The organism is Paenibacillus qinlingensis (assembly GCF_031455095.1).
Classification (GTDB): Bacteria; Bacillota; Bacilli; order Paenibacillales; family NBRC-103111; genus Paenibacillus_E; species Paenibacillus_E qinlingensis_A.
In genome coordinates, this window is record NZ_JAVDSB010000007.1 from 168678 (window position 1) to 182677 (window position 14000).

14 protein-coding genes are annotated in these 14000 nt (G+C 43.2%); all 14 read right to left on the minus strand.

The window, feature by feature from the left end; all coding sequences use genetic code 11:
• Positions 1-83 precede the first annotated feature (83 nt).
• On the minus strand, positions 84-947 hold the full coding sequence (dapA, locus tag J2736_RS19525) for a 4-hydroxy-tetrahydrodipicolinate synthase (protein WP_310500269.1): 864 nt from the start codon (positions 945-947) through the stop codon (positions 84-86).
• A gap of 26 nt (positions 948-973) precedes the next feature.
• Positions 974-2191: an aspartate kinase gene (gene dapG, locus J2736_RS19530; protein ID WP_310500270.1), complete on the minus strand. Its 1218-nt coding sequence runs from the start codon at positions 2189-2191 to the stop codon at positions 974-976.
• 46 nt (positions 2192-2237) lie between these two features.
• Positions 2238-3275, minus strand: coding sequence for an aspartate-semialdehyde dehydrogenase (locus J2736_RS19535; RefSeq protein ID WP_310500271.1), 1038 nt, complete (start codon positions 3273-3275; stop codon positions 2238-2240).
• A 36-nt stretch (positions 3276-3311) separates the two neighbouring features.
• Positions 3312-3905, minus strand: a complete 594-nt coding sequence (locus J2736_RS19540; RefSeq protein ID WP_310500272.1) for a dipicolinate synthase subunit B — start codon at positions 3903-3905, stop codon at positions 3312-3314.
• Positions 3902-4801, minus strand: coding sequence for a dipicolinate synthase subunit DpsA (dpsA, locus tag J2736_RS19545; protein WP_310500273.1), 900 nt, complete (start codon positions 4799-4801; stop codon positions 3902-3904). The genes J2736_RS19540 and dpsA overlap by 4 nt, the downstream gene beginning before the upstream one ends.
• Before the next feature lie 153 nt (positions 4802-4954).
• Entirely contained in the window at positions 4955-5410 is a 456-nt protein-coding gene (gene dut / locus J2736_RS19550) for a dUTP diphosphatase (RefSeq protein WP_310500274.1), read from the minus strand.
• Positions 5397-6653, minus strand: coding sequence for a M16 family metallopeptidase (locus J2736_RS19555; protein WP_310500275.1), 1257 nt, complete (start codon positions 6651-6653; stop codon positions 5397-5399). Before J2736_RS19555 ends, dut begins: the two co-directional genes overlap by 14 nt.
• 108 nt (positions 6654-6761) lie before the next feature.
• Positions 6762-7739 (minus strand): polysaccharide deacetylase family protein, encoded by a 978-nt coding sequence (locus J2736_RS19560; RefSeq protein ID WP_310500276.1) that lies wholly within the window; start codon positions 7737-7739, stop codon positions 6762-6764.
• 195 nt (positions 7740-7934) lie between these two features.
• On the minus strand, positions 7935-10037 hold the full coding sequence (locus tag J2736_RS19565) for a polyribonucleotide nucleotidyltransferase (protein WP_310500277.1): 2103 nt from the start codon (positions 10035-10037) through the stop codon (positions 7935-7937).
• A gap of 270 nt (positions 10038-10307) precedes the next feature.
• Complete coding sequence (gene rpsO, locus J2736_RS19570) at positions 10308-10577, minus strand: 30S ribosomal protein S15 (protein WP_028558319.1); 270 nt, start codon at positions 10575-10577, stop codon at positions 10308-10310.
• A gap of 157 nt (positions 10578-10734) precedes the next feature.
• On the minus strand, positions 10735-11682 hold the full coding sequence (locus tag J2736_RS19575; RefSeq protein WP_310500278.1) for a bifunctional riboflavin kinase/FAD synthetase: 948 nt from the start codon (positions 11680-11682) through the stop codon (positions 10735-10737).
• Positions 11683-11729: 47 nt separating this feature from the next.
• The gene (gene truB / locus J2736_RS19580) at positions 11730-12644 is read right to left on the minus strand and encodes a tRNA pseudouridine(55) synthase TruB (RefSeq protein ID WP_310500279.1); all 915 of its coding nucleotides are present in this window, start codon (positions 12642-12644) and stop codon (positions 11730-11732) included.
• Complete coding sequence (locus J2736_RS19585; RefSeq protein WP_310500280.1) at positions 12641-13642, minus strand: DHH family phosphoesterase; 1002 nt, start codon at positions 13640-13642, stop codon at positions 12641-12643. The genes truB and J2736_RS19585 overlap by 4 nt, the downstream gene beginning before the upstream one ends.
• A complete protein-coding gene (gene rbfA / locus J2736_RS19590) occupies positions 13639-13998 on the minus strand; it encodes a 30S ribosome-binding factor RbfA (RefSeq protein WP_310500281.1) in 360 nt (119 codons plus the stop codon). Before rbfA ends, J2736_RS19585 begins: the two co-directional genes overlap by 4 nt.
• Positions 13999-14000: the final 2 nt, after the last annotated feature.

Here is a 14000-nt window from a genome sequence, read left to right on the forward strand (position 1 = left end):
GCAAATACAAGTCAATACTGAATACGTTTAGATTTCCCAAAAAAAGAAAACCGATGCCGGAAGCACCGATTCATTAGGCATGATCATACAAAAAGTGATTGAATGAATTGTCCTTCTTGCTCGGATACACGAACTAACGGAAGTCGCACGCCACCTGTTTCAATACCTTTGAGTGCAAGAGCATGCTTAATTGGAGCAGGACTCGGTGCACAGAAAATCCCAGTGAATACAGGATGAAGCTTACGATGAAGCTCAGCAGCTTGCTGGATATTGCCTTCTAGATAATACTTTATCATAGTTTGCATTTCTTTTCCAATCACATGACTCGCAACGCTGATAATTCCTTCACAACCAATAGCCAATGCAGGCAATGTATTGCTATCATCACCGCTATACACGAGGAAATTAGGAGCAGCATGCGTAAGTATACGTGTCATTTGATCCGTATTCGAGCAATCTTTCGTTGCCACGATATTCGGGATTTGGGAAAGTCGGATCGTAGTGTCTGCATCCAGGTTCACACCTGCTCGGCCAGGCACATTATAAAGCACAATAGGTGTCTTCACAGCTTCGGCTACAGCCTTGAAGTGCTGATACAACCCTTCCTGTGACGGACGATTGTAGTAAGGCGTAACAAGCAGCAGCGCATCCACGCCTAGTTGTTCAACTTTGCGCGAAAAAGCGATCGTATGTGCTGTATCATTGCTTCCAGTACCTGCAATTATTTTGCAACGTCCCGCTGCTACACGAACGGATAGTTCAATGAGTCGCAGCTTTTCATCTTCCGACAGCGTAGGTGACTCCCCTGTCGTCCCACAGATCACAAGACCGTCTGAATGTTGTTCTTCAATTAAATAATTAATTAATGGCTCTACTTGATCCCAGTTGACCTGTAATTGCTCGTCAAATGGTGTAACCATTGCCGTGACTACTCTTCCAAAACTCACTGGTACGCCTCCTGACTTTCTCAAAATTATTTAAATAAATGAAATTTACGATGAAGGGCTCGAACCGATTTGATCATATCGACACCTTGAACAAGCACCCAAATGGTGGTGTTCGAATCCGCAGATTGCAGAATCCGAATATCCTCCACAGTTAATGCTTCGACAATGTGCGCCATAATTCCTGGTACACCATTCATTCCGCCACCAATCACGGAAACCTTCGCACAACCACTCGTAAACTTGGGCTCGTAGCCTTGCGTTTTAAGTAAATGAACTGCACGTTCAGCTTCGTGATCAAAGACTGTATATACAACGCCTGAGGGGTTCACATTAATAAAATCAACACTAATCTGATGCTGCGCCATCGTTTTGAATACACGAAGTTGAAGATCAAATTCGCCATCAACAGCTGCAACCTGGATCTGTGTAATATTCGTGAAATGAGCTATCCCCGTAACAAAGCGATCTTTAACATGGTTACTATCTGCTAAAGTGGTATCGGTTGCAGTAACTAGCGTTCCTTCTTCTTTGGTGAAGGTGGACCTCACGCGAATAGGGATATTCGCTTGCATGGCAACTTCCACTGCTCGAGGATGAATGACTTTCGCACCGTTATGAGCCATGTTGCATATCTCACTAAAGCTTACGCGCTGTAGTGGCTTCGCATCATCAACAATTCTTGGATCAGCTGTCAAAATACCGTTAACATCCGTGAAAATATCAACAATCTCTGCCTTTAAAGCAGCGCCAAGTGCTGTTGCTGAAGTATCACTACCACCGCGGCCCAATGTTGTTAACTCATCCTGACTCGTTTTGCCTTGGAAACCTGTGACAATCACAACCTGGTCTTGCTCTAATAATTCAAGGATCCGATTGGGCTTCATTGCGATAATCTGAGCATTACCATGGTTTTCATTCGTGATAAGACCTGCTTGCCCACCCGTCAAAACGGTAGAACGGATTCCTGTTTTGTTCAATAAACTACACAAAAGCACTGCAGAAATTAATTCTCCGCAGCCCATCAACATATCGAGTTCCCTCGCCGGCAGCCCTTCTCCATTCTTACGAACAAGATCTAGGAGCGTGTCAGTCGCATAAGGTTCCCCTTTTCTTCCCATCGCAGATACAACAACAACTAGTTTATAATGTTGAATTAGTGCGTCTTGAATATGTCCAATAACGTGTTCTCTAGCTTGTGCGGTGGAAAGCGAAGTACCTCCAAATTTTTGGACTAGAATTCGCATGAGTTTCCCCCATTTTCACTGCTACAAGTTAGCAGTAGGCTGATTATTATTGCTCTATAGCAATATATTCAGCAATTTGTACCGCATTCCAAGCAGCACCTTTTAACAAATTATCTGAAACAATCCACATGTTAAGCGCTTTGGGGTTACTCAAATCCCGGCGCACACGCCCTACAAAAGTTTCAAGCTTGCCTGCTGCGTCTGTAGCCAGTGGGTACTGTTGCTCTGCTGGATTGTCAACAAGCACAATACCAGGTGCATTTGCAAGCAGTGTCTTCACTTCTTCAATATCAAAATCTTCTTTCAATTCTACATAAACGGATTCCGAATGCCCGTAAACAACAGGAATACGCACGCATGTGGCGGTAACTTCAATAGACTCATCGCCCATAATTTTCTTTGTTTCAAGAATCATTTTCATTTCTTCATTCGTAAATCCATTATCAAGAAATTTATCGATTTGCGGGATAGCATTGAATGCAATTTGATGCTTGACTGGTAAGGAGCCTACAGGTAAAATGTCCGGATTTGCCGGATTACCTGACAATACTTCTTGGGATTGTCTAAGCATTTCGTTAATCGCTTTTGCGCCAGCGCCAGATACCGCTTGGTACGTAGAAACAATAATACGCGAAATTCCATAGCGGTCATAAAGCGGCTTCAACGCTGCCACCATTTGGATCGTGGAACAGTTTGGATTCGCAATAATCCCTTTATGTTCATTGATTTTATCTACATTTACTTCAGGAACTACGAGTGGCGTCTCTGGGTCCATCCGGTAAGCACTTGTATTATCAATACAAATAGCACCCGCTTCAACTGCATGTGGAGCCAACGCTTTGGTGACATCGCCACCAGCACTGAATAGCGCAATATCAACGCCTTGAAAGCTCTCAGGTGTTGCTTCTTGCACAACAATATCATGACCTTTAAAAGACAACTTTACGCCCGCAGACCGAGCGGAGGAAAGTAATTTCAATTCCTTGATGGGGAAATTCCGTGCTTCTAATAGACGGATGATTTGCTCGCCTACAGCGCCAGTAGCGCCTACGACTGCAACATTGAAAAGTTTCTGGTTGGACATATGCTGGTCTCTCCCCCTCAAGTTGTCATCTATCCGTTAGTATTGAAATCTCTCAATAATCATCGGCTGCAACTGTTTACCTTCTAGCGCAGCTTCGCAAGCTTCCATAATCAGATCCATTCGAGCCACCAACGAATTTGGTTTTGCTCCAGGAGCATCTTGACCATAAGGTACAAAATAAATATTTTTCGTAATCAACAGCTTCGCAATATTCATTGCATTTAAACCCAAACCATCATTCGTTGAAATCGCTAATACGAGCGGTCTCAAGTTTCTCATTTGTGCTTTGGCTGCCATAAGAACTGGACTTTCTGTCATGGCATTTGCTAGTTTACTAGTGGTATTACCGGTACAAGGCGCTATCACCATGACATCCAATAACTTAGATGGACCTAACGGTTCAGCATCTACAATGGTAGATATGATTTCTTGCCCTGTAATATCCTTTAGCATTTGCTGCCAATCAGCTGATTTGCCAAAACGTGTGTCGGTCGTCATAACCGTATTCGATACGATCGGAATAACCCGAGCACCCGCATCTACAAATCTCTTAATTTGAGGCATAACCTCTTCAAGTGTACAGTGAGAACCGGTTAATGCATAACCGACTGTTTTCCCTTGCCAATTCATTCCACATCGCTCCTGTCTTTGAAGTCTTCCTCGATCAGCTGACTTAACGTGTTAGCCATAATTCGGCCAGCTGTTTTGGGGGCGACGATTCCAGGTAAACCGGGCGCTAGCATCGCTTTAATACCTCTCTTCTCGGCAAAACGAAAATCCGTTCCGCCAGGCCTTGAGGCTAAATCGATAATAAGCGCGCGATGTGGGATATTGGTAATAACTTGCGCTGTGACTATCATAGTCGGAATTGTGTTAAAAAGCAAGTCAATATTCCCCACTTCCGGGTACAGATCCTTCGTATAAAAAGGCTGAAAACCCATCTCCCACGCCCTTGCATAGTGCTCTGGCTTCCTGACGCCAACCTTGACGGTTGCCCCCAATCCCTGCAATGTTTTGGCCATTGTAAACCCAGTTCGACCAAAACCCAAAACCATACACATAGATCCATGAATTGTAATATCGGTGTTCTGGATGGCCATCATCAGCGCACCCTCTGCAGTTGGAATCGAGTTATAAATGGCAATATCATCACGATCTAAGAGTTCTACAAGTTCAATGCCATGTGCCGAAACGAGCTTCTTCAAATAGCTTTTAGCCATACCTGTGTACACCTTGGCATGCTTAGGCAAAGCAGAAATATGCTCATCCGTCAGAATCATTTCCTCACTGGAGAAAATGGATTCCACTTGTCCTGTCTCATCCGTACCTACAACTGGCAAAATAAGTGCATCCACATGCCCAAATAATTCCGGATCTAATTTCACATTCGTAACGCCATGAAATTGCCTCCCGAGATTGTCAAATCCGAGTAAAATAACGGTAGCGTCTAGCTCAGTAAATTTCTGAATTACTTCAAGTTGCCGGGCGTCTCCCCCCATAATAGCAACCGAAATCCCAGTAAGCATTCTTGCTTACACCCCTTCCTCGGTCCGTTTCGATACGTTATAGTATGCGTTCGCCTAAGGATGGGTGACTTCCGTCTTTATGTCCTCTGAAAACAAGAAAGAACCCCTTCCAAGGAAGAGGTTCTTCTTGTTCCTGCTATTTATGTAACTGTCTTAACGTCCTGTATGGCCGAAACCACCAGACCCACGCACTGTTTCAGACAACTCGCTAACTTCGTTCAATTTAATTTGGGGCACGCGCTGGAATACCATTTGAGCGATGCGTTCATTGCGATTAATGACAAAGGGCTCCTGACCATGATTAATCAGTAACACCTTCACTTCACCGCGATAATCAGCATCAATGGTACCCGGGGAATTGAGTGTTGTGATGCCATGTTTATACGCTAACCCGCTTCTCGGGCGAATCTGAGCTTCAAGCTCAGAAGGCATGCTGAGAGCGAAGCCAGTCGGAATCAATTGGCGCTCACCGGGTGCAAGCACAACGGGTTCTTTTACCGCCGCGTGCAAATCATACCCGCTTGCCGCATCGGACATTTTTTGAGGTAAGAGAATATCCTCTTGACCTTCGATACGTTTCACTTGCACTTCAAAATCAAAGAGAGACAAGCTGATCCCTCCTGAAGCCGCTGATGACATCATCCGCATTCCCAACCATCGACAATGCGAATGGTGTGGAGAACAACGTTTTCGTCAGTTGACGAATATGGTCCATATTCACACTTTCAATGCGCTGGATCATTTCATCTAGACTGTAGTGCTTACCTGTCATCAATTCATTTTTACCAAAACGATTCATCCGGCTGCTCGTGCTTTCCAAACTAAGAATGAGGCTGCCTTTCAACTGCTCTTTCCCCTTCTTCAGTTCAGAATCCGTCATACCATTCACAGCAATATCATGTAGCAGTTCCATAGTTACTTTCAATACTTCTTCTGTCTGTTTAGGCGCCGTCCCTGTATAAATCGTAAACATCCCACTATCGATATGAGAAGAATGATACGAATATACGGAGTAAGCTAAGCCACGTTTCTCCCGAATTTCTTGAAATAATCTGGAGCTCATGCCGCCACCAATGGCATTATTCAATAGGACCATCGGATACAAATTATCCTCTTGCAGCGACAAGCCAGGCAGTGACAAACAAATATGATTTTGTTCCGTTTTCTTCGCATGGAAAATCAATTCGCTAAGGAAATCAGGTGCGTCATAACTAGTTTCAACACCTGATTGTGAGAAACCGCCGAAATGCTTTTCAATTAATTCCTTCACACTGTCATCTATGTTTCCAGCTATACTTAACACAGTGTTCTCTGTATTGTAATTTTGTTTGAGGTAGGAACGAAGATCGTCTGACTTCATTTGAGACAGATTATCCTGTGTTCCCAGAATCGTATAGCCCAAAGCATGAGTACCATAGGAAGCCTTTGCTAACAAGTCATGAACGAGATCATCCGGCGTATCTTCGTACATAGAAATTTCTTCATAAATCACGTTCTTCTCTTTCTCTAACTCACCTGCATCAAAGGTTGAATTGAAAAACATATCCGACAGCACATCCATCGCTAAAGGCAGATGTTCATCCAGTACTTTTGCATAGTAGCATGTATACTCTTTGGACGTGAACGCATTCACATTTCCGCCAATACCATCAAAAATCTCTGCGATATCTTTCGCCGAGTGGCGCTCCGTGCCTTTGAACAACATATGTTCGATAAAATGTGAAATACCATTATTCGTCTTCGACTCGTTACGTGAGCCTGTTTTCACCCATATCCCGAAAGTTACTGACCGAAATGTGGGGATTTGTTCCATGACGACTCTTAAGCCATTATGTAAGCGATATTTGATCACCAAGGTTCCTCCTCGAAATGGTACACCTAAAAGTCCAATTCTCCTATTATACTTCCTCAGTCTAACAAAAATGTACCTTATACTCAAATTAGCGTCAGGTAAACCTGATTATTTCATGATTTGTCCTTGTCCTGTAATCCTTTTTGAGGAAAGTAGGTCGGAAACCGTACCAAGGACTAGACCTCTTTTCTTTATCAGGCTAATCATCCCTGGCAACGCATCCCGCGAAGATACTGTAGGATGCATTAGAATGAGAGTGCCGGGTTCAACATTGTTCGATAACCGTTCGAGGATACGTGTAGCTCCTGGGTTCTTCCAATCAATCGTATCAAAAGTCCACAGCACTGTCTGCAGCTTGAATTCCGATGCTACCTGAACGGTTTCTTGATTGAAATAACCTGAAGGAGGAGCAAATAACGTATTTTTTACACCGAGCTGCTTCAAGAGATCTTCCGTTTTCGAAATTTCTTCTACTGCTTTGCTCCGCGAAATTGTACGCATGTCCTTATGCGAGTATGCATGGTTTGATATCTCGTGGCCTTCACTCTGTATGCGCTTCGCCATCTCTGTATTCTTCTTTAACCAAGAGCCATCAAAGAAGAACGTTGCATGAACATTTTCTTTGCGCAGCGAATCTAACATGCTTGGCAGAAACTCATTGCCCCATGCGACATTAATCATAAAAGAAACCATTGGTTTCTTAGGATTGCCTTTATACACCGGATTAGGTGCAAGATCATCTAATTGTATACTTGGCTCTACTTCCTTCATTACATAATTAATTTGATTTGGTGTCAATTGATGCTCTGCTAACTTCAGCGTCTCCTCGATATCCACCTCAAGCCCATTATAACCAGGGATGGCTTTCCACACCGAATCTACTTTTGCATTAATGGGTGCGATTTTACGATTCTCTGCTTCTTTGCTTATCGTTTCTAATAAAGTAGATTTAGTAACTGATGCGACAACTGGACGTACTTCCTCTGTTGCCATATTGTTCTTAGTAATCAAATGTGTTTTATTCTCTTTTACACTTGCTATATAGGTTCCAACACTTGGGATTGAATTCACACTTATTAGAACCATAGCAAAAAAACTCCCAAGCAATAGCCATTTTTTGTGGAGCATACACAGGTCCCCTTTCTTCATCTCCTGATTGTATGAAGATGGGGACAAGAGTAGAACCCGTGCCTGTCCTCGTTTCAACAAAAAGCAAAAAAGAGACAGATAGATCTGACTCTTTATCCTGAACTTATGAATGAAACGTCCTCTGACGAATCTCTAGCTTTGTGCAGAGACCTGTGAGGTTAACGTTGCTTTGCGCGAAAGATTAACTCTTCCTTGTTGATCAATTTCTGTCACTTTAACCGTAATTTGATCGCCGACATTCACAACATCTTCGACTTTTGCAACACGTTCCGTCGAAATTTGTGAAATGTGTACTAGACCTTCTTTACCAGGTAGAATCTCTACGAATGCGCCGAATTTCTCTACGCGTTTCACAGTACCTAGGTAAGTTTCACCGACGATAACTTCACGAACAATCCCTTCAATAATGGAACGAGCTTTCTCGTTCATTTCTTGATTGGACGATGCGATGAATACGCGGCCGTCTTGCTCAATGTCGATTTTCACGCCTGTTTCCTCAATAATTTTGTTGATGATTTTCCCGCCAGCTCCAATAACATCACGGATTTTGTCCGGGTTAATGTTCATAGTAAGGATCTTAGGCGCATATTGAGATAGCGATTTGTTTGGTGTAGAGATACGGGATACCATTTTGCCTAAAATGTGCAAACGGCCTTCTTTGGCTTGCTGTAACGATTGTTGCAAGATGTTACGGTCGATGCCATCGATTTTGATATCCATTTGTAGTGCTGTGATACCTTCTGCTGTACCAGCAACTTTAAAGTCCATATCGCCTAAGTGATCTTCCATTCCTTGAATATCAGACAAAATGGAGAAATGATCGCCGTCTTTGATAAGACCCATTGCAATACCTGCTACTGGAGCTTTAATTGGTACACCAGCATCCATAAGGGCAAGTACACTTGCACAAATACTCGCTTGCGAAGTTGAACCATTCGATTCCAATACTTCAGATACGAGACGAATTGTGTAAGGGAACTCTACTTCGTTCGGGATGATTGGCTCAATAGCTCGCTCACCTAAGGCACCATGTCCAATTTCACGACGGCCTGGAGGACGTAATGGTCTAGCTTCCCCAACGCTGAACGGCGGGAAGTTGTAGTGATGCATGAAACGTTTCGTTTCAGTCAAATCCAAACCATCCAAAATTTGAACATCACCTAATGCACCTAATGTACAAATACTAAGTGCTTGCGTTTGTCCACGTGTGAATAATCCTGAGCCGTGTGTACGCGGCAACAAGTTTACATCGCACTCAATAGGACGAATTTCTTCAGGTTTACGTCCATCCGGTCTTACTTTATCATGCGTGATTAAGCGACGAACTTCCTCTTTCACGATATCATAAAGCGTTTCTTTAACGTCACCCAGAAGACCTGGTGTTTCTACATACAACGCAGTGAAATGTGCAACTGCGTCTGTGTTGACAACATCGATAGCTTCTTGTCTAGCATGCTTTTCAGCAATTTTGATCGCATCGACTAGTCTTGCTTGAGCAAATTCACGCACCGCGCTATTTACTTCCGCATCGACTGCATGAAGTTTAACTTCCATTTTTGGTTTACCCACTTGTTCAACCAAATCTTCAATCGTTGCAACAATTTTACGGATTTCGTCATGACCGAACATTATCGCTTCAAGCACAACTTCTTCTGAAACTTCTTTCGCACCTGCTTCGACCATCATAATCGCATCTTTGGTACCCGCAACAGTCAGGTGAAGATCACTCTTCTCTGCTACTTCGCCCGTAGGGTTGATTACGAATTGCCCATCAACACGACCAACAATTACGCCACCAACTGGTCCGTTAAAAGGAACATCGGAAATAGCAAGAGCTGCGGATGTACCGATCATTGCTGCCATTTCTGGCGGACATTCTTGATCAACGCTCATCACGATAGACACGATTTGAACATCATTACGAAAACCTTCTGGGAAAAGAGGACGAATTGGACGGTCAGTCAAACGACTTGCAAGAATAGCTTTCTCACTTGGGCGTCCTTCACGCTTAATAAATCCTCCAGGAATTTTACCAACCGCGTATAATCTTTCTTCATAATTCACTGTTAACGGAAAGAAATCTAAATCTTTCGGTCCGCTGGAAGCCGTTACTGTGCTAAGCACAACCGTATCGCCATAACGAACAGTTACTGCTGCATTGGCTTGTTTGGCTAGTCGGCCTGTTTCAAGAATGAACGGCTTACCGCCAAGTTCCATTTGTACCCTTGTCTCCATAAAATCCTCCTAAGGCATGGTTTAAATTTGAAAATATGTGTTGATAAACATGTACAGAAATCAATCATAAAATCCAGAGACCAATCCGAATCTACTCCGTATGTATGTAAAATAGACAAGCTTTGGAGTTATCCTCTATTTCTGCGTTATGTCTAGTATTTCCTTCTTTTCCCGTTTTAAAAATACAAGAAAAAGCAACCTTTTGCTGCTCTCTGCCAGAGCTTTATCAAGCCTAGCAAAGGAGCAACAGGTTGCTTCTCATTGTCGGTTTTATCGACGCAAACCAAGCTTTGCAATCAAAGCACTATAGCGGCTTACATCTTTGTTTTTAACATATGCTAGCAACTTACGACGTTGTCCAACCATTTTAAGCAAACCACGACGGGAGTGGTGATCTTTCTTGTGTGTACGAAGGTGGTCTGTAAGGTTAACAATGTTTTCTGTAAGGATTGCTACTTGTACCTCAGGTGAACCTGTGTCGGTATCGTGTACTTTGTGTGTTTGAATCAGTTGCGTTTTGCGCTCTTGCGTAATTGCCATGATCAATTCATCTCCTAAATTCTCGTATAGTATCCCCGCTAGCCTAGAAAGCGCCGATGAAAACGTCAATCCAAGCTAAGGTTCATGCCAAATGAACACGTCCATTCGACAACGTTATTCAGTATATCACAATTGACTAGTAGAAGTAAATGTAAGATTACGCCTCTAAGGTCAATTTACGTTTCGCTTCTGCTGCATCAAGTTTTATTTGAGCAACCAAATCTTCTAATGAAGTGAATTTACGCTCTGGTCGAAGAAAAGCGATAAGCTCAACCATAACGGTTTCTCCATATATTTGCTCAGAAAATTCAAATAAATGCGCCTCAAACGATGGTTTGAGTTCCCCTGTCTCGAATGTTGGTTTCACACCAATATTCATGACTCCTTGATAAACTTCCCCACGAACGGTTGCTTTAATCGCATAAACACCGTTGACAGGACTGACATACGGCTCTTCCAATTGAAGATTAGCTGTAGGGAATCCTAGCGTTCTCCCTCTTTTTGCACCATCAACTACCGTTCCACTTAGGCTATAAGGACGTCCTAACAGCCTTGTTACGGTGTCCATTTCGCCGAGTTTCAAAGCTTCACGAATACGTGTACTGCTTACTTTTTCACCATTCATATGAAAAGGTCTCACCACTTCAACAGAGAATTTACCGTGACTCAACTCGCAGAGTGAATCCGGCGTACCTTTACCCTGGAAACCAAAAGTAAAGTCAAAACCACAAATGACACTATCTACACCAAGCCGGTCTAGGACTTGATCCACGAATTGTTCAGGGGATAATCGCATGAGCGACGCATCAAACGTTACGATGTAAGCGTGATTGATGCCCATACTTTCAAAGATCTCCATCTTCTTCTTCGTGGGAGTCAATGACTCCACATATTTATCTTGCCCCATTACCGCTCTAGGATGAGGATAGAAGGTCATGATCGCCGAATTTAGTCCAAGATTCTTAGCCGTTAGCATAGCCCGTCCTATTACCTCTTGGTGCCCTAAATGTACGCCATCAAAGTCACCTATAGCCACCACTTGTTTGCCTACAATCTGGGCCAACCGATCCGAATCCATCGGATATGATATTGGTATTATTTGCATATAAGTTCGTTCACCTACCCATTTCAACCCGTCCCGCGACGATATGATTAAAGAAAAACTTTGGCCGGGACCAAGACATGGCTAGTGCTTTCCCATTCAAACAGACCCAAAAATCGTTCATCTGGTGAATAGGCCCGAAATATGGTTTGAGATGCATCTGCATGAGCCACTCGATTCGCAGCTAGAGCTATTTTCTTTCCTTGTAATGAATGAACTGCTTCTTGATCAGTAAGTGCAATAGAGGGAATATGTGAGATGGCGATGTCCATAGGAATCATATGTTGCTGCAATGAGCTAGCTTCTTTCATTTGAACAATTTGCTCAAAGGTTAGACACTGTTCTTTACGTATGTTTCCTGTTGACGTGCGTATCAAACTTTCCATTACTGCGGGGTATCCGAGTGCTTTGCCAATATCAACACACAGCGTTCGGATGTAAGTACCTTTGGAGCACACGGCACGAAAACGAATTTCAGGATGCTTCTGATCCAAGTTAATCGCTAGAATTTCTAGTTCATAGATCGTGGCTTTCCTTGCTTTTCGTTCAACTTCCTTACCTTCTCTGGCCAACTCGTAAAGACGTTTCCCATCTATTTTGACCGCAGAGAACATGGGAGGAATTTGCTCGATATCTCCAACGAAGGATGCAAGCACTTCTCGTACTTGATGCTCTTCAAGTGAAACATGAGATACTTCTTCTATGACTTCGCCCGTCATATCTTCGGTATCCGTAGATAAACCAATACGTAAAACCGCTTCATATTCCTTAGGCAGCTCTTGAATATATTCAACCATGCGTGTCGCTCGACCAATGCAAAGTGGCAGAACACCAGTTACTTGCGGATCAAGTGTACCCGTATGACCAATTCTTTTAATACTAAGAATTCTTCTTACTTTGGCGACAACATCATGAGATGTAAAGCCCGCAGGTTTCCAAACAGGCAAAATACCTTCTAACGTCATTTCAGCTTGTCTCCTACTTCCTGAACCATTCTAGCAATTGCTTCATCTAGCGTACCATGAATGGTACACCCCGAAGCCCTAACATGTCCTCCACCACCAAGTGATTGAGCGATAGCAGCAACATCGACTAATCCAGAAGAGCGTAGGCTTACTTTGATGACACCTGCTGCCTTCTCTTTAATCAACATGCCAACTTCGACACCCTCCACATTACGTGGATAATTCACCAAACCATCCAAATCATCGCTAGAAGCACCAGTTAGCTCTAGGTCTTCAAGCGAGACAGCAAGCCAAGCCAATTTCCGATCATAAGCAAAGGAAAGCGTGGACAGTGCTTTTTGGAGAAGTACAATTTGCGCATATGTCATTCGTTCGAGCACATGCTCAGCAATTTCAGCACCTTTGACGCCTAACTCCAACATAGAAGCCCCAATCTTCATAACCTCAGATGAAGTGTTTGAATATCGGAAGCCGCCTGTATCCGTTAATAACCCCGTATAGATGCATTCTCCGAACAGTATATCTGGTTGCAGCTTCATATATAACGCTAAATCAAACAGAATCTGAACGGTAGCCGCGGCGTCATGCTTGATTAAATGACAAGAACCAAATTCATCATTGGTAGGATGATGATCAATATTGAGCAGGTTTACCTGCTCATCAAAAAGAGTGCTGATCCTACCCATTCTGGAGAAATCAGCACAATCAATACTTATGATGGTTTGATAAAGTCGATTGGGTGCCTGTTCACTATAATCAAGTATTTGCTTACTACCAGCTAAATACGAAAATTTGGAGGGAATTGCGCCCTCATTGATCATAGTGAATGACTTCCCAAGCTGACTTAAAATCCAACCCGTTGCATACGTTGAACTGGCTGCATCCCCATCCGGCTGGATGTGAGATACAACCAAGAAATCATCATGCTGCTCGATAAATGCAGCTGCTGCTGCCAGCTGCTGACAGTATTCGGTGGCATGTTTCATTCCGATGTTCATACGTTGGTATTTCCTTCCTGATTGAGCTTATACAACAACTGGTCAATATGACTACCATAGTCAATAGAAGCATCAAATTTGAACTGAAGCTCTGGCACTTTACGCAAACGAATTCGCTTGCCTAGTTCAGAACGAATATATCCTGAAGCTACAGAAAGCGCCTTAAGCGTAGCAGCTTTCTCTTCTTCAGTTCCCATTACGCTTAAATAAACGCGTGCCAGGGACAAATCATTCGTCACTTCAACACCTGTAACGGTCATGAAACCAATACGAGGATCTTTCAGCTCTGCTTGAATGATCTGACTTAACTCTTTCTTGATTTGTTCGCCAACTCGACCTACACGAACTCTAGCCATTT

Excerpts from the sequence above, each read along its gene's own strand:
- dapG (WP_310500270.1), bottom strand. The coding sequence starts at position 2,191 with ATGCGAATTCTAGTCCAAAAATTTGGAGGTACTTCGCTTTCCACCGCA.
- J2736_RS19535 (WP_310500271.1), bottom strand. The coding sequence starts at position 3,275 with ATGTCCAACCAGAAACTTTTCAATGTTGCAGTCGTAGGCGCTACTGGC.
- J2736_RS19540 (WP_310500272.1), bottom strand. The coding sequence starts at position 3,905 with ATGAATTGGCAAGGGAAAACAGTCGGTTATGCATTAACCGGTTCTCAC.
- dpsA (WP_310500273.1), bottom strand. The coding sequence starts at position 4,801 with ATGCTTACTGGGATTTCGGTTGCTATTATGGGGGGAGACGCCCGGCAA.
- J2736_RS19560 (WP_310500276.1), bottom strand. The coding sequence starts at position 7,739 with ATGGTTCTAATAAGTGTGAATTCAATCCCAAGTGTTGGAACCTATATA.
- J2736_RS19565 (WP_310500277.1), bottom strand. The coding sequence starts at position 10,037 with ATGGAGACAAGGGTACAAATGGAACTTGGCGGTAAGCCGTTCATTCTT.
- rpsO (WP_028558319.1), bottom strand. The coding sequence starts at position 10,577 with ATGGCAATTACGCAAGAGCGCAAAACGCAACTGATTCAAACACACAAA.
- J2736_RS19575 (WP_310500278.1), bottom strand. The coding sequence starts at position 11,682 with ATGCAAATAATACCAATATCATATCCGATGGATTCGGATCGGTTGGCC.
- truB (WP_310500279.1), bottom strand. The coding sequence starts at position 12,644 with ATGACGTTAGAAGGTATTTTGCCTGTTTGGAAACCTGCGGGCTTTACA.
- J2736_RS19585 (WP_310500280.1), bottom strand. The coding sequence starts at position 13,642 with ATGAACATCGGAATGAAACATGCCACCGAATACTGTCAGCAGCTGGCA.
- rbfA (WP_310500281.1), bottom strand. The coding sequence starts at position 13,998 with ATGGCTAGAGTTCGTGTAGGTCGAGTTGGCGAACAAATCAAGAAAGAG.